We start from the raw sequence: 18551 nt of genomic DNA, 5'->3' as shown, positions 1-18551 counted from the left end.
AGGTCGGCCGGCGCCGAGCGAAGGAGATACGCCATGGACCATTCGTCCCACATGAACACCCGGAAGATGGGTGCCTATTGGAGCCTTGCCGTTCAGACCGTCATCAGCGGCGTCATCATGTATCTGGTGATGTTCGTCATGATCGACGGGCTCGACAGCTTCTACAACAACCTCAACATGCTCTACATGACGCTGATGATGGTCGCACCGATGGTGGTGCTGATGATCCTCGCCATGCGACACATGTTCGCGTCGAAAGCCGCCAACATCGCGCTGATCGCCGCGTCGCTGGTCGCCTTCTTCGGCAGCTTTGCACTCATCCGCACCCAGACCACGATCGGCGACACGGCCTTTCTGCGCTCGATGATCCCGCATCATTCCGGGGCGATCCTGATGTGCCAGGAAGCAAAGCTCAGCGATCCGGAAGTCATCCGGCTTTGCGAAGCGATCAAGCGCTCGCAGCGGCAGGAAATCGACGAGATGAAGGCCATACTCGCGCGGCGCTGAGTGGCACGGTCGGGCTACGCCCGGATACGTGCGCCCGGCCAGGCATGTGAGCCGGGACGATGGTCGACACGAGGCGCGGGCCGGACGAGATTGCCAGGGAGGTGGTGCGGCTTGCGCCGTTGTTCCTGCGACAGGCTGGCGGCCATGTCCTGACGCTGCTCGATCCTGCCGGGATCGTGCTGAGCTATAATGAAGAAGGCGAGCGTGCCGAATGCTGGCCCCTCGATCGCGTCCTGGGACAGCCCCATGACCTGTTCTACCCGCCCGACGAGATTGCGGCGGGTCGTCCACGCGCAGACCTGGCGGCCGCCCTTCACGAGGGCACGCTGGAGCGCGAAGCGTGGCGGGTCTGCGAGAACGGAGCGGAGTATCTCGCGCGCCTGACGATCAGCGCCCTGTTCGAAGGCGACGCACATCGAGGCTTTGCCTGCATCAGTCGCGATGTCACCGACGAGGCGGCGGTCCGGGCGTCAATCGAGACCCGCGAGCAGCATCTCCAGTCGATCCTGGCGACCGTCCCCGATGCGATGATCATCATCGACGAGACCGGCGCCATCACGTCGTTCAGCGCGGCCGCCCAACGCCTGTTCGGCTATTCGGAAACCGAGCTCGTCGGCCGCAACGTCTCCTGCCTGATGCCCCAGCCCGATCGCGACCGGCACGACGAATATATCGCGCATTATCTCCAGACCGGCGAGCGCCGGATCATCGGCCTCGGCCGCGTCGTGGTCGGCCAGCGCCGCGACGGCTCGACCTTCCCGATGCAGCTGTCGGTTGGCGAGGCCGGTGAAGACGGGCAGCGGTTGTTCACCGGCTTCATCCGGGATCTCACCGCCAAGGAGCAGGATGAGCTCAGGCTCAAGGAACTGCAGGCAGAGCTGGTCCATGTCTCCCGGCTGAGCGCGATGGGCACGATGGCCTCGACCCTCGCGCATGAGCTCAACCAGCCGCTTGCCGCGGTCGCGCTCTATCTCGAGACGATCCGCGACATGCTCGACGAGCGGGACGACGAACCCTTCGTGTCGCTACGGTCGGTGATGGATGATGCGGCACAGGAAACGCTGCGGGCCGGCCATATCGTCCGGCGCCTGCGCGATTTCGTCGCCCGCGGCGAGGTCGACAAGAGCCTCCACGAGCTGCCGCGGGTCATCGCCGAGGCGAGCCAGCTCGCGCTGGTCGACGCCCGCGAGCGCGGCATCCGCAGCTTCTTTGCAGTCGATCCCGCCGCGACGCCGGTCCTCGTCGACAGGGTGCAGATCCAGCAGGTGCTGGTCAACCTGATGCGCAATGCCATCGAGGCGATGGCGGAGTGTCCGGTTCGCGACCTCAAGGTGGCGACCAGGTTGCGCCCTGACGGGCTGATCGAGGTGACCGTGGCGGATACCGGCCCCGGCATCGCCGACGAGGTCCGGGAGCAGCTCTTCACGGCGTTCAAGTCGACAAAGGCCGACGGCATGGGCCTCGGCCTTTCGATCTGCCGGACCATCATCGAAGCGCATGGGGGCCGTATCTGGATGGAGCGCCCCGACCGCGGCGGCGCGCGCTTTCATTTTACCTTGATCCATGCGCGGGCGGAGGAGGAACATGGGGGATAGACGCGTCATCCATCTGGTCGACGACGAGGAGAGCATCCGCAAGGCGGCGAGCTTTGCGCTCAAGACCGCGGGCTACGACGTCGTGACCTATGCCTCGGGCGTGGAGTTTCTCAAGGAGGCGAAGTCGGCGGCCGTCGGCTGCGTCATCCTCGACGTGCGCATGCCCGAGATGGACGGTCTCGAGGTTCAGGCCGGCATGGCAGCACGCGGGGTCAATATGCCGGTCATCGTCCTGACCGGCCATGGCGACGTGTCGGTTGCGGTGCAGGCCATGAAAGGCGGCGCGGTCGACTTTCTCGAGAAGCCCTTCGAGAAAGCCGCCCTGCTCGGCGCCGTCAGCCGCGCGTTCGCGCGTCTCGACGATGTCGACCTTCGCACTCTGGAAACCTCTGAAGCCGGCGTGCGGGTCGCTGCACTGACGCCCCGGGAGCGTGAAGTGCTGGAAGGGCTGGCGAACGGCCTGCCCAATAAGACGATCGCCTATGACCTGGGCTGTTCATCGCGAACGGTCGAGGTCCATCGCGCGAGCCTGATGGCCAAGCTCGAGGTCCGCAATTTGTCCGAAGCCCTGCGGATCGCCTTTGCCGCGGGCATGGGCCGCAAGCCGAAGTGACTGCGACCTCTACGTAGCGACGGGACGAGGCGCGATATGCGATCGATGGTGCAATCGTCACACGGGTGTCCGCTTCTCGCAATGCCATCGGTCCGTTCCACTCAGCATGATGGCAGATACACCATCCTCGTCTCCGACGACGATCCCGGCGTGCGGCGTGGCCTCCAGCTGCTGCTGAGATCGCGCGGCTATGCCGTGTGGGGATATACGACCGGCCACGCGCTGTTGGCCGACCCCCGCGCGAAGGAGGCAGACTGCGTCATCCTCGACTATCGCATGCCCGACATCGACGGATTCGCGATGCTGCGTCACCTTCGCGAGATCGGATGGTCGGGACGCGCCATCATGATCTCAGGCTTTCACGACACGCTGCTGGCCTGGCGGGCCGCCGAGGCGGGCTTCGATCACGTTCTCGCAAAGCCTTTGATCGGCAGGGCTTTGCTCGATGCGTTGGACCGGCACCGCGCCGAGGTTCTGCGAAAGCATTGAGTTATGGCGGCCGGCCCCCGGCAGCCTCAGCCCGGCGCGATGTGGAAAGCCGATCTGCGCCGTCAAAGCCAGTGGCTACGTTTGAACCGGATGTAGAGCCCAATGCAGACCGCAGCGATGACGCCGAGGATGACGAAATATCCCCATTGCGTCTTCAGTTCGGGCATATTCTCGAAATTCATGCCGTAGATTCCGGCAATCGCGGTAGGCACCGCGAGGATCGCAGCCCGGGCGGCAAGCTAACGGGTGATCGCACCTTGGCGCTGCTGTTCGAGCAGGTGACTCGCCTCGAACACCGAGATCAGGATGTCGCGGATGCCGGTGATGGCGCTCTCAACCCTGAGCATGTGATCGTCGAGCTTCGAAATCTGGTGGCCGTTGTCGGCACCTTCCATGGCAAGCGGGTGAAGGCCGTAATTCCCGGCGATGTCGGCAAGTTCTGTTTCGCTGGGCTGGGACATTTTGATCCACACGAAGTCATCCTTGCCGACGTGCTCGCACGCCGGATCGATCAGGGTCGCCGGCCGTAGCCGTTTGCCATTGTGACAAAGAACGGCGGCGGCGACCGGAAGCCGTGTGCCTCGCCTATTGAGACGCGCGCACAAACACTCGTCATTCTTCAAGCCCAATCGCAGGAAGAAGAAGGCGGCGCGCAGCAATTCGAGCGAGAGCTTATAGAAAATGCGGCGGAGCGTTGGGTTTCGCAGAAGGCCGCTCCCGTTCATGACGCGCGTGGCGGGGCGGCGCGCTGCCACATCAAGGGCACGCAGACTGCGAAGGTCTGCGCACCCTTGATTGGCGACCGCGAGGGTTTTCCTCTCTTGCGATGGTACCAAGCGATTGCCCGTGTGGCGCCTCTGCAATCGTGTCGGATGACTATACCTAAGTATCGGATAACGGCGCTGACGACAGGGTTGCCGGGCCCCGGTGAGGCGCGTCGCACCGCGCGGAGACGAAAGCTGGAAGACGGAAAAGCTCAACTGTCGAAAGCGACCGAGCGCGCGAGCGCTTCCTGGGACTGCAGAAAGGCGAGCCGCGATTGCAGCGCCGCCTGGACAACGCCGAAAGCGTCACCCCCCAGAGTCACGCGCAGCGGCGGATGGTCGCTGGTTGCGACATCAACGATTGCTTGCGCGATCTTTTGCGGGTCGAGCGTGTAGAGCTCGTTTCCGGCGGTCTCGAACATCTTGCGGATATGGCCGGCGGGCGTATCGCGATACGCGGCGATCTCGCTGGCGAATTGCAGATTGTGGCTGAAGCTGGTGCGCGCCCCGCCCGGCTCGATCAGTGTCACGAACAGGTTGAAGGGTTCAAGCTCCTGGCGGAGGCATTCGCTGAAGCCCTCCAGGCCCCATTTGGCCACATGATAGAGACTGCTCGTCGGAAGCGAGCCCTGACCACTAGCGCTGGAGATCTGGATGATCCGGCCGCTCCCGCGCAGCCGCATGGCGGGGACAAAGGCGCGGGTGATGTGGATGGGCGCCATGAGATTGAGCGCGATCTGGCCTTCGACCTCGGCGTTCGACATCTCTTCGGTGGCGCCGATCACGCCGCCGCCGGCGTTGTTGACCAGAATATCGACGGGTCGACGCGCCTGCGCCCGGGCCACGACCGCAGCAATATCGTCCTTGACCGTGACGTCGAGCGCTTCGACGCGCAGCTGGCTCGGATATTTCGCCGCGAGATCATCGAGGCTTTCGGGCTTGCGGGCCGTCGCGGTAAGGTCGTCGCCAGCGGCCAGGATCAGTTCAGCCAGATGGCGGCCGATGCCGCTGGACGCGCCCGTGAGAAACCAGTGATTGGACATATGTTACTCCATATATTACCAACTGGTAGGTAACTTGAAACCTGGAATGCGTCAATGCTTGGAGGTGTGATGAAGCAACGAACCCGGCGGAATGCCGCACAGAGCCGCGAGACGCTCCTGGCTGCAGCGACCGAGGAGTTCGCGTCCCATGGGCTGGCGGGCGCGCGGATCGACCGGATTGCGCAGGCGGCGGGTATCAGCAAGCCGATGCTCTACACCTATTTCGGGGACAAGGAGGCGCTCTTCGATGCCGCGCTGACGCAGGAAGTGATGGACGCGGCGCAGGCCGATCGCTTCGATCCCAATGATCTTGAGGGTTATGCGGGGCGCACCTATGACTTGCTGGTCGAACGCCCGCGCCTGTGGAGGCTGCTGACCTGGCATCATTTGGAGCGTGGCCAGGATGTTCTGATGCTCCCGGCCGGCGAGGTCCTTCTCGGGGAGAAGCTGGACGGGATCGCAGCGGCGCAGGCCGAGGGGCGGATCGTCGCCGACTTCACGCCCCTGGATGTCGTCCGGCTTGTCGCCGCCCTCACCCAGCTCTGGTGCATGACCGGAGCTGCACGCGACGCTGCCGAGCACGCGGCGCGCCGGGCGACGATCATGCGGGCGGTGGGGCGACTGCTGCGCGTGTGATCGTGCGAGGCGCGAGCTGCACGCCCGCGCGCCGACCGGGACACAGCAAGCATTTTTCGCAACCTGCCGTACTGCCCAGCGGCAAAATCAGGGCGGCTCATGCACAAGCCGGCCCGTCGGCTCCGCGGATGCGATCGACGTTCGAGGACTGCGCCGCCACTGCCGAACCGGATTGGATCATCGCCAAGTGACCCAGTGGCTGCGCGACGATCTCAGGTCGCCGGACTCGTCGCACGACGTTTCGTCAGGAGTCGTTTCATCTGCCTCAAAAGGCGAACCTGCGGCTCAATCCGGAAGAAGGCGCGACACATCCAGGAAACGAGGATCAAATGCGGTCCGCATCGGTATTACTTTCGCTGGCGCGTGCAAGCTCAGCAAAGGACTAATGTTCCCGGAGCATCTCTAGCGCTATACCTAGGTATATCACGCCGACACCAATAACATGTTATCATGCCGCTTCGCATTCTTGCCGGCCAAATGTCCCGATCATCAAATCGAAGCGTGCGAGGCTGTATTACGATATGATATTCGATCTCCTATCTCAGCAGCTTTGCAAATGAGCGCTCGCAAAAATATCTCTTCAGTCATGAGGGTTCGACGTCTGGCGTGCGTATTATAGCTATATCTATATCTAAATTTCACGAGAATAAGGTATTGGAAAAACAGGAAAAATACTGTTGACCTGTATATACAACTGATGTTGTCTGTGGCTGTTCTAAAACGTCAGGGGGATTGCACATGACCATCAGGATGGCCCTGCTCGGCAGCGCCGCCATCGTCGCGGGCTACGCCGCGCCGGCTCTCGCTCAGGCCGATCCGACACCGCAGCCAAAAGCACAAGTCCTGGGGGATGACAGCGACATCGTCGTTACCGGCTCACGAATCCGTCGGCAGGATCTGGCCGGGGTTGGACCGGCCACCGTGGTCACCGCCGAGCAGATCCAAAATACCGGCATCGTCAATATCGAAACCGCCTTGCAGCGTTTGCCGGCCAATGCCGGCTTCGCGGGCAACCAGACATCGGCCTACTGGACCAACAACGGTTATGGCACTGCTCAGGTCAATCTGCGCGGCCTCGGCATCAAGCGCACACTCGTGCTCCTCAACGGCCGACGCCTCGTCGCGGGCGGCACCGGCGCCAATTCCTCACCCGATCTCAACATGATCCCGGTCGTGGCGCTGGCACGCACCGATGTCCTCAAGGATGGCGCGTCCGCTATCTACGGGGCCGATGCCATGGCCGGCGTGGTCAACCTTGTCACGCGCACCGATTATGAAGGCCTGGGTCTCAGCGTCCGACAAGGCATTACCGAGCGCGGCGACGGCTCCGATCTCACCGCGGACCTACTTTGGGGCATTCGCAACGATCGTGGCGGGTTCATGGCAGCAGTCACCTACCAGAAGACCAGCGCCGTCAACATGGCCTCGCGTGCGCCCTGCTCGCTCGCTGAAACGACGCCGGGCTCGCTGAGCTGCGTCAACAGCGCCTCGACGATCGGCGGACGCGCGGTGCTGCCCAACGGCCAACAGATCAACTTCAACCAGGTACCCGGAGGGAACGGGAACTTCTACGAGCCTTACAGTCCCGCCAAGCACAACTTCAACTCGAACCCGTTTCTCAATGCGGTCAGCCCAGTCGAGCGCGTCAGCACGGCCTTCTTCGCGGACTATGCGCTGACCGACGGTATCCAGGCGTTCGGCGAGTTCCTCTATACGTTCCGCAAGTCGAATCAGATCGCGACACCCGGCACGCTGCGCAATCTCTCGATACCAGCCAGCAATCCGACCAATCCGACCGGCCAGAACCTGGTCCTGGCCCAGCGCCGCCTCGCCGAACCCGGCGCGCGCCACTTCTTCCAGGAGACCGATACCTGGCAAGGCACCTTCGGGCTGCGCGGCAAGCTGGCGAACGACTGGGCCTGGGAAGTCGCGGGCAGCTTCGGGCGTAACACGGCCGTCGACGGCTCGACCAACATCGCCAATCTCGAGCGCGTCGCGAACACGCTCGACAGGAGCAAATGCTCCAGCACGGCGGGCGCGGCCATCCCCTGCGGTGACTATCTTGGGTTCGGAGACCTGACACCTCAGGTTCTGGATTATATTCTGTTCACCTCGCGCGATCGCGGAGGCAACGAACTCGGCACGGTCACGGCTGACCTCAACGGCGATCTCTTCTCCCTTCCAGCCGGCGCGGTGTCCTTCGCCACCGGCGTGGTCTATCGGCGCGAAAAAGGCTGGCGCGATCCCGACCCGTTGACGGTGCTCGGCGTGGCGAACGTCAATCAGCAGGATCCTATTTCGGGCTCGAGCACCGCCAAGGAAGCCTATCTCGAGCTATCGGTGCCGGTGCTTGCCAACACAGCTTTCGCCAAGGCGCTCACGCTCGATGGCGCAGTCCGCTACTCAGACTATAATCTCTTCGGGAGCGACTGGAATTACAAGCTCAGTGCCGACTGGGTAGTCAATGACAGCATCCGTCTGCGCGGCACTTATGGGACGGGCTTTCGCATTCCCAACGTGCCGGAGCTTTTCGGCGGCGTCTCGGAAGGCAATCTGACCACGACCGATCCCTGCTCGCGCTACACCTCCAGCGGCAACGTGACCTTGATCGCCAATTGTCAGGCGTCCGGTGTGCCGGCCAACTATACGCAGCTCGGCACCACGATCCTCACCACAGTGGGCGGTAACCAGAGCCTTCGGCCCGAAAGCTCCACGACCTGGACCGTTGGTACGGTGATATCGCCGCGCGGCATCATCCCAGGGTTGTCGCTGACGGCAGACTGGTTCGACATCAAGATCAAGGACGCGATCCGGGCCATTCCCGGCTCGACCAAGCTCGCAGTCTGCTATGCGAGCCAGAACCTGTCGCACCCGTTCTGCAGCGACTTTACGCGCAGCGCGCTGACCGGCGAGGTCACTTACCTCTCCGCCCAGCCCATCAACACCGGCCGCGAGGAGATGAATGGTCTCGATCTGGGTCTGGTGTACAGTGGTGCGGTGGGCGAGGTGAAGATCTCCTTGGATCTCAACATGACCTATCTCAACAAATATGTCGTAAACCCCTTCTCCGGCGGCGCGCCGATCTATTTCGACGGGTTTATCGGGGGCGGCAATGGCGGCTATCCGAAATGGCGTGGTTATGGCGTGCTGACGGCGGAAAAGGACGGCATCAGCGCGACCTGGTCGACACAATGGATCGGCAAGGCGACCGACTTCAACGCATCGGCCGGCGACATCGGCTACCGCACGCCGAACGTCTTCTACCACAATCTTCAGCTTGCCTTCGCGATCGACGAGAAGACACGTTTCCAGATCGGGGCCGATAATCTGTTCGACCGCAAGGCGCCCTATATCCAGAGCTTCACCGATGCCAACACCGACACGATGACCTATGATCTGCTCGGACGGCGCTTCTACGCCGGCTTCCGAACCGCGTTCTGAAGGGCAGCACATGGCAATTCGCTGGCCTTTGGTCATCCGCCGGACGCACAAGTGGCTGGCCCTGATCGTCGGCGTCCAGGTTCTGCTCTGGACGCTGACCGGCTTCTATATGGTGGCCGTCCATATCGACATCATCCATGGCGACGATCTGGTCCGCCCACCGGTCGTCGCCCCCATCGACCTTGCGAGCTTCGTCCCGCCGGCGCGGATTGTTCAATCGGCTCCCGACGCGTCCGAGATCCGCCTGCAACGGTTCATGGATCAGCCCGTCTGGCGCGCGCAAACCCCGGGTGGTCCAAGACTCTTCGATGCAGGTTCGGGACAGCCCATCCCCGATTTGAGCGAGGCACAAATCCGCGCCGCCGCTCGGCGCATCTACAGCGGCACCGGGGACATCGTCGCAGCCCGGCTGCTGACGACGGCGCCACTGGAAATGCAGGCGCGCAAGCCTCCCTATTGGCAGGTCGAATTCGATGCCTGGAACCGGCCAACCCTGTATCTCTCTCCGCAGACCGGTGAGCTGATCTCGCGCCGCCATGCGCTGTGGCGCGTGTTCGATTTCGCGTGGATGCTGCACATCATGGACTATGACGATCGCTCCGACGTCAACAATCCGCTGCTGCGCGTGGCGACCTGGAGTGCCCTTGCCATGGCGCTGGCCGGGGCTTGGCTGCTGCTTTGGTCGTTCCCGCGGCGCAGGAAGAAGAAGGCATGAAGAAAATCCGGTTCACCCCGCTCTTTTTTCGGCGCATCCACAAATGGGTCGGCCTGATCCTGGGCGTGCAGTTTCTCCTTTGGGCTCTGAGCGGCTCGATGATGGCCTTGCTCGATCAGGAGAAGGTCGGCGGACACAGTGCGCAGGCCAGCCATCAGCACGCCCTACCTGCCGGTGACTATATTGCGCCGGCAAAGCTCGCTCTTGATGGTCCCGTGCTCGGCATCGCCTTGCGGTCCCTTGCCACACGCCCCGTCTACGAGCTTCGATCCACCACGGGCACGCGGCTAATCGACGCGACGAGCGGCGCCCCGGTTCGGGTCGACGAGCAGGTCGCGCGCGACGTCGCGACGATGGTGAATGAAGCACCGATCCGCAAGGCAACGTTGCTCGCCGAACCGAATGTGGAAGCGCGCGAGCACGAAGGCACCATGTGGCGACTGGATTTCGCGGACGCAGAGAACAGCAGCGCCTACATCTCCGCCGACACCGGCCGATTCCTGGTCATGCGCGGCGACACATGGCGCACCTGGGATTTCTTCTGGATGCTCCACAATATGGACTATGTGAACCGCACCAGCTTCAATCACCCGCTGATCGTCTTCGTTGCGTTCGGTACTTTGTGGCTGTCGGGGACGGGCTTCTACCTGCTGTTTAAGAGCTTCAGTCGCGCCGACGTGCGATGGTTGCGGCGCAGGCGCAAATCGGCCGTCAAGTTGGGCGCGGGCTGATCGCTAGGTCCCAACAGAAAAAGCCGCCGATAGCTCGAACCGATTGCCCGGGTGCGTGAGCCAAGCGTGCGATACGAGACGTCCGCGACTCCAGGTTCTGCGCGTCATCATTAGCACTGGTTCTCCTTCAGCGAGGCCCAGCATTGTTCGCATGGCTGTATCCGGCATCGCCGCGCACACCCGGTGCTCTACTCGCTCGAGCGGGGCAACACGTGTCAGATATTCATTCGGCGTCGAGGCGCTGAAATCCCTCTCTCCGTAGCGTGGCGCAGCAGATGCCAGCACAAAGCGCTCCTCGACCTGAATTGGGAATTCGGTCTCGTGATGGACGATAAGCGAATGGAAGAGGCGCGTGCCCAAGCCGACTTCCAGCAGAGCTGCCCTTTCCGCATCAGCCCGTATCTCGATATTATAAATGACGCGCGCGCGATAGGCGTGGCCCCTGCCGCGCACCTCCTCCGCGATGTTGCGGATCTCGATCAGCTGCCCGATCGGCCGGGGCTCGGCGACAAAGCTGCCCCGCCCCGCCCGCCGTACCACGACACCGGCCGATTGCAGTTCCCGCAACGCCCGGTTTGCGGTCATGCGCGAGACTTTGAACGTCTCGACGAGCTCGGCCTCTGACGGCGTCTGGTCGCCGGGCTTCAGGCGACCTTCCCGGATGTCCTCGAAAATGCTGTCTTTGATCGCCACATAGCGAGGTTGCTTCTCCGCACCGGCAGCGTCGACCGCGGGTTCGCCCACAGAAGCAGCTTTCGTCCGGGGAGCGGATGCGCGGCTATGGGGGCGAGCGGGAGCATGCATCAAATGACTATACAGGTGGGGGCGAGCAAGTCCCAGTCATTCAAACAGGAAATCACCAGCGAGAGCCGAGGCGTGCGTGATCAATGCCGCGCGAAGACCTTCTGGCCCGAACTGCCGAACGACACCACCGCATAGGGTTGGCGGGCGGCGCCTGCCACTTCCATGCCCTCCGAGCCGATCGGCATCCCCGCCACCGCAATGCCTCTGACGCCTACGGGACGGGTTGCCAGCAGGCGCTTGATATCGGCGAGCGGGACATGGCCCTCGATCAGATAGCCATCAACCATCGCGCTGTGGCAGGATGCCAGCGTGCCCGGCATGCCGGCCCTCCGCTGAAGCGCCCCGCGCGACGCATCGTCGCGCATGACGACCGTGCGGCCCAGCTTCGCGCGAAGCGCCTGGGCCCACTTCTCACAGCATCCACAACCCGGGTCCCGGTGGACGACGACATCATTCGCCGCAAGCGCTGCGCCGGGCAGGGCGAGGAACAGCAAGGCGGCAGAAAGACGGGTCTTCATGAACGGCTCCCGGAAGCATGCGATAGGGTTCCTAATGATCTATACGCATTGATGCCCCCTACCCCTCATCACGCTGAAGATTTCACGATGGCGCGCGGCCTCCAGGCGAGCGGCAAGGACACAAGCAGCGCCAGCGACAGACCACCAATCCCCCACAAGACTAAGTGCTGCGCCCCGGGAGCGACGACGGCGATCGCCAGCGGCGCGAGCGCCTGCCCGATGCTGGCGGCGGAATGCTGGAGACCGAGCTTCAGACCCGAAGGGGCTGCCGCACCGCTGATCCAGAAGCTGGTGACCAATCGAAGGGTTGCCGAGCTCCAGCCGGCAGCAACGATGATCCCACTGAGTTCGGCCATGCTCGCGGCGACAGGGAACAGGAAGAGCGCCGCAGCCAGCAGGCCGAGCGTCAGCCCCGCAAGCCGCCTCGGCATGGTCACCAGCCAATCGAGCCTCGCATGGAAGATCTGTGCTGCCAGCATGCCCAATCCGCAGAGACTGAGCATCCAGGCGATCTCTTCGCGGCTCAGCGAAATGACGCTCCGCGTCACCAGGAGATTGACATGCATCGCCGCCAGCCCGCCGCCCGCGACGATCGTGACGAAAAGCAGGATCAGCGTCGCGCCGAGCGTCGGCGCGGGCAGGTCTCCGCCATCGATGCAAGGTGCACACCAGCGCGGCAGACGAACGGCGCAAAGCGCCGCCCCGACGGCACCGATGCCGAGAGCGAGGATCATGAGGGGAGCGCGGGGCAGGATCGCGGCCGAGACCTCCGCCACCAGCGGACCGGCGAGATCGCCCAGAAACACGAAGGCGGTCAGCCAGGTGAAGCGCCGCGCCTGGTCCGCGCGCCCGTTTGCGGCAAAGCTCGCGCAGAGCAATCCCAGCGGTATGATGGCGGCCGCCGCCATCCCCGCCACCAGGCGCAATGCATAAAGCTCAGGCAGCCCGACGAGGCCGATCGGCGCGGTCACCAGCGCGAGGATGACCAGCGCTGCGCGCAACATCGCCCGATAGTCGACCCGGTCCGCGATCCAGCCCCAGAGCGGCGCCGCCAGCAAGGCAGCCAGGGGGTGGACCGCGGTCAGGCTCGCGACATGAAAATCATGAGCGCTTGACGATAGCGCGCCACGAGCCGGGTCGACCAGTGTCGGAAGGAAGGCGAGAATGGCCGTCTGTCCCGCCGACGCCGCAGCCGCCGCGAGCAGCAAGACGAAAAAAGAGGCCGGCCAGCGACCGTTGGCTTGCGATCCAGCCTTGTAACGCGGCGCGTTCGCGGTCGATCCCTCAAGTCGCCATCCCCGGATCACCACCAGGCGCGCAAGCCGATCACCAGCCTGTGTTCGGAAGGCCCTTCCCCGCGCAGGCGACGGAAATCGGCCGTGCCGTCAAATGCGCGCTCCCAGACGAAGCCGATATAGGGCGCGAACTTGCGCGACACCTCGTAGCGCAACCGTCCGCTCAGCTCAACATTGCTGAAGCCGCTGCCGAGCTGCCGATCGCCCGACCGCTTCGAATAGATATTGGTCTCCACCTGCGGCGTAAGGATCAACCGATTGGTGAACAGGACCTCATAGGAGGCTTTGGCGCGCGCCGCGAGACGCCCATCGGTTCCTACATAGCCGGTGAACTGGACGTCGAACCAATAAGGCGCCAGTCCCTCGACGCCGGCGGCCAGCCACGTCGTCGCGCCCTTGCCGAGATCCTGCCTGACCCCGAGCAGCGTGCCCCAGAACGGGTTCTTGCTGTGCCACCACAGCGCCTCGACGCTGCTTTCCGGATCGAGACGTTGGTCGCGGGAGTTCTTGAGCCCCTGGCTGCGCAGCCAGAGCTTGTCATTGTCCTGACCCTTGGTGACGAGCACGGTCCAGCCCACGCCCTGCCCCTCGTTGCCGCTGGTGAACTCGAGCTCATCGACAAGTATCTTGGGGATCGAGAGCTTGTCGGCCATCTCATAGCCCGGCAGCGTCGAGTTGCGGTAGCCGTCGGCATAATCGTCCGAGTTGCGCGCGTCCGGCGGGGCCTTGCCACCCTGCATCGAGCCCATGTCCATCGTGGCGCCGTTACCGGACGCCTTCGTGTCGGTCATATCCATGCCCGGCATGCCCATGCCCGCATGGTCCTGAGAGCCTTGCGCGGAAGGGGCGTGCGGAGCGGGAGTGGCCGTTTGGGCAGGGGTGGTGGCGGGCGACGGGGGCGAGGCATCCTGCGCGAGAGCGGGAGCCGTGATCGCCGGCGCCAGGAAGAGGGCAGCGCCAAGAGCGATGCCGCGCGAGGGGAAAATCCGGATCATGCGACCACCACCTCCCGGAACATGCCGGCCGCCATGTGATAGAGCAGATGGCAGTGAAAGGCCCATCGACCCAAGGCGTCGGCGGTGACGCGGAAGCTCACCCGTTGGGCGGGCTGGACCACGACTGTATGCTTGCGGACCTGGAAGGCGCCGTCCGGGCCTTCGACATCGCTCCACATGCCGTGCAGATGCATCGGATGCGCCATCATCGTGTCGTTGACGAAGGTGACGCGCAGCCGCTCGTTCGGCCTGAAATGGAGCGGCCGGGAATCGTTGAGCTTGAGGCCGTCGAGCGACCAGATGAACCGTTCCATATTGCCCGTCAGATGCAGCTCGATATCGCGCTCGGGCTCGCGCGGGTCGGGATCGCCGCCCGGCGTGCGCAGGTCGGCCAGCGTCAGCACGCGCCAGTCGCGCCCGCGCAGGCCCGCGCCCGGATCGTCGAGATTGGTGCGCGGATAGTCGACGCGCATGTCGGTATTGGCGCCATATTCGGTGCGGGCGTGCTGTGCCCTGGCCGGCATCTCGATCATGCCGTGCCCGGCATGCGCGTCGCCTCCCATTGCGCCCATCGTCGCCATCGCGCCCATCATGTCGACCGGCTCGAGCCAGGTCCGGGCATCGAGCGGCGGCACGGCTGCCGCCATGCCCGGGGCTGGTGCGATCGTACCACGGGCATAGCCGCTCCGATCGATAGCCTGCGCGAAGATGGTGCGGGCGCCGCCCTCGGGCATGGTGAACTCGACGTCGTAGGTCTCGCCCGGGCCGATCCGAAATTCCTCGACCGTGACCGGTTCGACCGGCTGCCCGTCGGTCGATACGACCGTCAGCTCGACCCCCGGGATCCGCACGTCGAAGAACGTCGCCGTCCCCGCCCCGACGAAGCGCAGGCGCACGCGCTCGCCGGGCGCGGCGATACCGGTCCAGTTGCCGGCGGGCGGCGCGCCGTTCATCAGATAGGTATAGGTCGCGGCAGAGACATCGCTGTAGTCGGTCGGGTTCATCCGCGAGCTGTTCCACATCCGCCGGCGCTCGAGCGCCCTGCCAAGGCCCATGGCGCCGGCATCCTTGAGGAAATCGCCGGCGGTCGGCTGCGCAAAATTATAGTAGCTGCTCTGCTTCTTGAGATTGAGGAAGATCTGCAGCGGCGGCTCGTCCGACCAATCGCTGAGCACGATGCAATAGTCGCGATCGGGCGCCCGCGCCGTCGGCGCCTGTTTCGGCTCCACGATGATCGCTCCATAGAGTCCCGTCTGCTCGGCGAGCGTGTGAGCGTGATACCAGTAGGTTCCGCTCTGGCGGACCTCGAAGCGATAGGTGAAGGTCTCGCCCGGCGCGATGCCGGCAAAGCTGATGCCGGGCACGCCGTCCATCTCCGCCGGCACGATGATGCCGTGCCAATGGATGCTCGACATCTCCTTGAGGCCGTTGCGCACGCGCAGCGTGACCGTGTCGCCTTCGCGCAGACGCAGGACCGGCGCGGGCACGCTGCCGTTCACGGCGGTCGCAATACGGCGCTTGCCGGTGAAGTTGACCGGCAGCTCGGCGATCTCGAGGTCGAACTCGGTCCCGCTCAGCTCAGCGGGCGAGACTGGGGCGGATCGCGCGAGAAGCGCCGGGGCGAAACCGGCGACCGCGCCGCCGATCGCCAGCCCCTGGACGAAACGGCGCCGCGCGATCGGGCGGATATGTAAGGGAGACATGAACTGTACTTTCGCGAAGTCGGGTTCAGGCGAGGTCGAGGACGATCCGGCCCTCGATGTCGCCATGATGCATGCGGGAGAAGACGTCGTTGATGTTCTCGAGCCTGTCCGCATGGACCGTGGCCTTGACCTTGCCCTCGCCGGCAAAAGCGAGTGCCTCGAGCAGATCGAGCCGCGTGCCGACGATCGAGCCGCGCACGGTAATGCCGTTCAGCACGGTGTCGAAGATCGACAACGGGAAGTCGCCCGGGGGCAGGCCATTGAGCGCGACCGTGCCGCCGCGCCGGACCATGCCGAGCGCCTGCTGGAACGCCTTGGGCGAAACAGCGGTCACCAGCGCCCCGTGCGCGCCGCCAATGGCTTTCTTGAGCGCTGCCGAAGGGTCCTCGCTGCGCGCGTTGACCGTCAGTGTGGCGCCAAGGCGTGTAGCGAGGTCGAGCTTGCTATCGTCGATGTCGACCGCGGCCACATTGAGACCCATGGCTCGGGCATATTGCACCGCCATGTGGCCGAGCCCGCCAATCCCGGAGACGACCACCCACTCGCCGGGCCGGGCCTCGGTGGCCTTCAGTCCCTTGTAGACGGTGACGCCCGCGCAGAGGATCGGCGCAATGTCGAGGAAGTCGACATTGTCGGGAAGGTGACCAACATAGTTGGGATCGGCGAGGACATATTCGGCAAAGCTGCCATTGACCGAATAGCCGGTGTTCTGCTGTTCGTGGCAAAGCGTCTCCCAGCCACCCAGGCAATGCACGCAGTGCCCGCAGGCGGTGTAGAGCCAGGGCACACCGACCCGGTCGCCTTCCTTCACATGGGTGACGCCGGCACCAACGGCGGCGACATGCCCGACGCCCTCATGGCCGGGAATGAAGGGCGGGTTGGGCTTGACCGGCCAGTCCCCTTCTGCCGCGTGCAGGTCGGTATGGCACACGCCGGTTGCCGCAATCTTGACCAGGACCTGCCCGGGGCCGACCGTCGGGATCGGCGCGTCCTCGATGACCAGGGGCTTGCCAAATTCGCGGACGACCGCCGCCTTCATGGTTTTCGCCATGTCCGTTTCTCCTTTTAAGCGGGGGGTCAGAATAGGCCGAGCGCGTGCTCGTCATAGGAGACGAGCAGATTCTTGGTCTGCTGATAATGATCGAGCATCATCCGGTGGTTTTCACGCCCGAAGCCCGATGCCTTGTATCCGCCGAAGGCGGCATGGGCGGGGTACTGATGATAGCAGTTGGTCCAGACCCGCCCGGCCTCGATCGCGCGGCCGAGCCGGTAGGCGGTGTTGCCGCTCCGGGTCCAGACGCCCGCGCCAAGACCGTAGGCGGTGTCATTGGCAAGTGCGATCGCCTCCTCGACCGTCTTGAACGTGGTGACCGACAGGACGGGACCGAAGATCTCCTCCTGGAAGATGCGCATGTGGTTCTGACCCACGAACACGGTCGGCTGCACGAAATAGCCCTGGTCGAGCGCACCGCCCGGCAGCGCCCTGGCGCCACCGACCAGACACTGCGCGCCCTCGGCCTTGCCGATATCGATATAGCCCAGGATCTTGTGGAGCTGGTCCTCCGACGCCTGCGCGCCGACCTGGACCGACGGGTCGAGCGGATCGCCCTGGCGGATCGCGGCGACGCGCGCCACGGCGCGCTCGATGAAGCGGTCGAAGATCGACTCATGGATCAGGGCGCGCGACGGGCAGGTACAGACCTCGCCCTTGTTGAAGGCGAACAAAGTAAAGCCTTCGAGCGCCTTGTCGAAGAAGGCATCGTCCTCGTCGAGCACGTCCGCCATGAAGATGTTGGGCGACTTGCCGCCAAGCTCCATCGTCTGGGGGATCAGATGGTCCGCCGCGGCGTGCATGATCTGCTTGCCGGTGACGGTCTCGCCGGTGAACGAGACCTTGGCGATGCGCGGATTGGCGGCGATCGCCTGGCCAACGGTCCGTCCCGGGCCGGTGACGACATTGAGCACGCCGGGCGGCAGGATGTCGGCGGTGAGCTCGGCGAACATCAGCAAGGTGAGCGGCGTCTGGGATGCGGGTTTGATGACGGTGCAGTTGCCGGCCGCCAGCGCCGGCGCGATCTTCCACGCCGCCATCAGCAGCGGGAAGTTCCACGGGATGATCTGGCCGACGACGCCGAGCGGCTCGCGGAAATGATAGGCGATGGTGTCCGCATCGATCGTCGAGATGCCGCCTTCCTCCGCCCGGATGCAGCCGGCGAAGTAGCGGAAATGGTCGATCGCAAGCGGAACGTCGGCAGCACGCGTCTCGCGGATCGGCTTGCCATTGTCGATCGTCTCGGCAAGCGCCAGCAGCTCCAGATTATCCTCGAGCCGGTCGGCGACGCGATTGAGAATCCTGGCGCGCTCGGCGGGGGCGATTCTTGCCCATTGATCCTTGGCGGCGTGCGCCGCATCGAGCGCGCGCTCGACATCTTCCGGCGTCGACAGCGCGAACTCTGCGATCTGGGCACCATTGATCGGGCTCTTGTCGGCGAAATACTCGCCGCTCGCAGGAGCGTTCCATCGACCACCGATGAAATTATCATAGCGGTGTCGGAAGGAGGCCGCCGCATTGATGGTCCCGATCGCCTTCTCGAACATAACCTGACTCCATCTCTATCGATGGCCTGACGGAGTAATCTCTTTGCCCGGGCGGCCTATAAGTAAGTTCCGCAGAAGGTAGTTTGGTATCGGTGTCGCGGTCT

Annotated in this window: 18 protein-coding genes; 8 read left to right on the top strand and 10 right to left on the bottom strand. The window is 64.1% G+C overall.

The features are described from left to right. Positions 1-33 precede the first annotated feature (33 nt). The 4 genes from HH800_RS26375 (at position 34) to HH800_RS26360 (ending at position 3204) form a co-directional block, all read left to right on the top strand. Complete coding sequence (locus tag HH800_RS26375; RefSeq protein ID WP_026109206.1) at positions 34-507, top strand: DUF305 domain-containing protein; 474 nt, start codon at positions 34-36, stop codon at positions 505-507. Between the two features lie 59 nt (positions 508-566). After that, positions 567-2102 carry a PAS domain-containing sensor histidine kinase gene (locus HH800_RS26370; RefSeq protein ID WP_026109205.1) on the top strand — a complete coding sequence of 512 codons (1536 nt, stop codon included), beginning with the start codon at positions 567-569 and terminating at the stop codon, positions 2100-2102. Beyond that, entirely contained in the window at positions 2092-2715 is a 624-nt protein-coding gene (locus HH800_RS26365) for a response regulator transcription factor (RefSeq protein ID WP_017501300.1), read from the top strand. The genes HH800_RS26370 and HH800_RS26365 overlap by 11 nt, the downstream gene beginning before the upstream one ends. A gap of 81 nt (positions 2716-2796) precedes the next feature. After that, positions 2797-3204: a response regulator gene (locus HH800_RS26360; RefSeq protein ID WP_007683354.1), complete on the top strand. Its 408-nt coding sequence runs from the start codon at positions 2797-2799 to the stop codon at positions 3202-3204. A 62-nt stretch (positions 3205-3266) separates the two neighbouring features. Here HH800_RS26360 and HH800_RS29225 read toward each other — a convergent pair whose 3' ends face one another. From HH800_RS29225 to HH800_RS26350, 3 genes are all read right to left on the bottom strand, one after another. Next, positions 3267-3386, bottom strand: coding sequence for a CorA family divalent cation transporter (locus tag HH800_RS29225; RefSeq protein ID WP_016743852.1), 120 nt, complete (start codon positions 3384-3386; stop codon positions 3267-3269). Positions 3387-3443: 57 nt separating this feature from the next. Further along, complete coding sequence (locus HH800_RS29220) at positions 3444-3929, bottom strand: hypothetical protein (RefSeq protein WP_016743853.1); 486 nt, start codon at positions 3927-3929, stop codon at positions 3444-3446. Positions 3930-4180: 251 nt separating this feature from the next. After that, positions 4181-5011, bottom strand: coding sequence for an SDR family oxidoreductase (locus HH800_RS26350; protein WP_017501299.1), 831 nt, complete (start codon positions 5009-5011; stop codon positions 4181-4183). Between the two features lie 69 nt (positions 5012-5080). Between HH800_RS26350 and HH800_RS26345 the strand changes: the two genes are divergently transcribed. The 4 genes from HH800_RS26345 to HH800_RS26330 all read left to right on the top strand — a co-directional run bounded on the left by HH800_RS26345 (position 5081) and on the right by HH800_RS26330 (position 10534). Next, positions 5081-5647, top strand: a complete 567-nt coding sequence (locus HH800_RS26345) for a TetR family transcriptional regulator (RefSeq protein WP_015449258.1) — start codon at positions 5081-5083, stop codon at positions 5645-5647. Between the two features lie 738 nt (positions 5648-6385). Further along, positions 6386-9088: a TonB-dependent receptor domain-containing protein gene (locus HH800_RS26340; protein WP_169863482.1), complete on the top strand. Its 2703-nt coding sequence runs from the start codon at positions 6386-6388 to the stop codon at positions 9086-9088. Positions 9089-9098: 10 nt separating this feature from the next. Continuing rightward, entirely contained in the window at positions 9099-9803 is a 705-nt protein-coding gene (locus tag HH800_RS26335; RefSeq protein ID WP_004213138.1) for a PepSY domain-containing protein, read from the top strand. Next, positions 9800-10534, top strand: coding sequence for a PepSY domain-containing protein (locus HH800_RS26330; RefSeq protein ID WP_004213137.1), 735 nt, complete (start codon positions 9800-9802; stop codon positions 10532-10534). Before HH800_RS26335 ends, HH800_RS26330 begins: the two co-directional genes overlap by 4 nt. 3 nt (positions 10535-10537) lie before the next feature. On the opposite strand, the gene hutC is transcribed toward HH800_RS26330, so the two are convergent. The 7 genes from hutC to HH800_RS26295 form a co-directional block, all read right to left on the bottom strand. Continuing rightward, positions 10538-11227: a histidine utilization repressor gene (gene hutC / locus HH800_RS26325; protein WP_230588639.1), complete on the bottom strand. Its 690-nt coding sequence runs from the start codon at positions 11225-11227 to the stop codon at positions 10538-10540. A 191-nt stretch (positions 11228-11418) separates the two neighbouring features. After that, positions 11419-11856 carry a DUF411 domain-containing protein gene (locus HH800_RS26320; protein ID WP_017501296.1) on the bottom strand — a complete coding sequence of 146 codons (438 nt, stop codon included), beginning with the start codon at positions 11854-11856 and terminating at the stop codon, positions 11419-11421. 68 nt (positions 11857-11924) lie between these two features. Beyond that, the gene (locus HH800_RS26315) at positions 11925-13166 is read right to left on the bottom strand and encodes an MFS transporter (protein WP_017501295.1); all 1242 of its coding nucleotides are present in this window, start codon (positions 13164-13166) and stop codon (positions 11925-11927) included. Then, entirely contained in the window at positions 13160-14146 is a 987-nt protein-coding gene (locus HH800_RS26310) for a copper resistance protein B (RefSeq protein WP_026109204.1), read from the bottom strand. The genes HH800_RS26315 and HH800_RS26310 overlap by 7 nt, the downstream gene beginning before the upstream one ends. After that, positions 14143-15849 carry a copper resistance system multicopper oxidase gene (locus tag HH800_RS26305; RefSeq protein ID WP_017501293.1) on the bottom strand — a complete coding sequence of 569 codons (1707 nt, stop codon included), beginning with the start codon at positions 15847-15849 and terminating at the stop codon, positions 14143-14145. Before HH800_RS26305 ends, HH800_RS26310 begins: the two co-directional genes overlap by 4 nt. A 25-nt stretch (positions 15850-15874) precedes the next feature. Beyond that, the gene (gene adhP / locus HH800_RS26300; RefSeq protein WP_017501292.1) at positions 15875-16900 is read right to left on the bottom strand and encodes an alcohol dehydrogenase AdhP; all 1026 of its coding nucleotides are present in this window, start codon (positions 16898-16900) and stop codon (positions 15875-15877) included. Between the two features lie 26 nt (positions 16901-16926). Beyond that, the gene (locus HH800_RS26295) at positions 16927-18447 is read right to left on the bottom strand and encodes an aldehyde dehydrogenase family protein (protein ID WP_017501291.1); all 1521 of its coding nucleotides are present in this window, start codon (positions 18445-18447) and stop codon (positions 16927-16929) included. Between the last annotated feature and the right edge of the window lie 104 nt (positions 18448-18551).

Origin of the sequence: Sphingobium yanoikuyae, assembly GCF_013001025.1 — a bacterium.
GTDB lineage: Bacteria > Pseudomonadota > Alphaproteobacteria > Sphingomonadales > Sphingomonadaceae > Sphingobium > Sphingobium yanoikuyae_A.
This window is presented reverse-complemented; position numbering and strand designations above follow the sequence as displayed.

What these genes read in the sequence shown, in the direction of transcription:
- HH800_RS26305 (WP_017501293.1), bottom strand. Translation starts at nt 15,849, where the DNA reads ATGTCTCCCTTACATATCCGCCCGATCGCGCGGCGCCGTTTCGTCCAG.
- HH800_RS29220 (WP_016743853.1), bottom strand. Translation starts at nt 3,929, where the DNA reads ATGAACGGGAGCGGCCTTCTGCGAAACCCAACGCTCCGCCGCATTTTC.
- HH800_RS26340 (WP_169863482.1), top strand. Translation starts at nt 6,386, where the DNA reads ATGACCATCAGGATGGCCCTGCTCGGCAGCGCCGCCATCGTCGCGGGC.
- HH800_RS26320 (WP_017501296.1), bottom strand. Translation starts at nt 11,856, where the DNA reads ATGAAGACCCGTCTTTCTGCCGCCTTGCTGTTCCTCGCCCTGCCCGGC.
- HH800_RS26310 (WP_026109204.1), bottom strand. Translation starts at nt 14,146, where the DNA reads ATGATCCGGATTTTCCCCTCGCGCGGCATCGCTCTTGGCGCTGCCCTC.
- HH800_RS26360 (WP_007683354.1), top strand. Translation starts at nt 2,797, where the DNA reads ATGCCATCGGTCCGTTCCACTCAGCATGATGGCAGATACACCATCCTC.
- HH800_RS26345 (WP_015449258.1), top strand. Translation starts at nt 5,081, where the DNA reads ATGAAGCAACGAACCCGGCGGAATGCCGCACAGAGCCGCGAGACGCTC.
- HH800_RS26375 (WP_026109206.1), top strand. Translation starts at nt 34, where the DNA reads ATGGACCATTCGTCCCACATGAACACCCGGAAGATGGGTGCCTATTGG.
- HH800_RS26370 (WP_026109205.1), top strand. Translation starts at nt 567, where the DNA reads ATGGTCGACACGAGGCGCGGGCCGGACGAGATTGCCAGGGAGGTGGTG.
- HH800_RS26335 (WP_004213138.1), top strand. Translation starts at nt 9,099, where the DNA reads ATGGCAATTCGCTGGCCTTTGGTCATCCGCCGGACGCACAAGTGGCTG.
- HH800_RS26350 (WP_017501299.1), bottom strand. Translation starts at nt 5,011, where the DNA reads ATGTCCAATCACTGGTTTCTCACGGGCGCGTCCAGCGGCATCGGCCGC.
- adhP (WP_017501292.1), bottom strand. Translation starts at nt 16,900, where the DNA reads ATGGCGAAAACCATGAAGGCGGCGGTCGTCCGCGAATTTGGCAAGCCC.
- HH800_RS26295 (WP_017501291.1), bottom strand. Translation starts at nt 18,447, where the DNA reads ATGTTCGAGAAGGCGATCGGGACCATCAATGCGGCGGCCTCCTTCCGA.
- HH800_RS29225 (WP_016743852.1), bottom strand. Translation starts at nt 3,386, where the DNA reads ATGAATTTCGAGAATATGCCCGAACTGAAGACGCAATGGGGATATTTC.
- HH800_RS26365 (WP_017501300.1), top strand. Translation starts at nt 2,092, where the DNA reads ATGGGGGATAGACGCGTCATCCATCTGGTCGACGACGAGGAGAGCATC.
- HH800_RS26330 (WP_004213137.1), top strand. Translation starts at nt 9,800, where the DNA reads ATGAAGAAAATCCGGTTCACCCCGCTCTTTTTTCGGCGCATCCACAAA.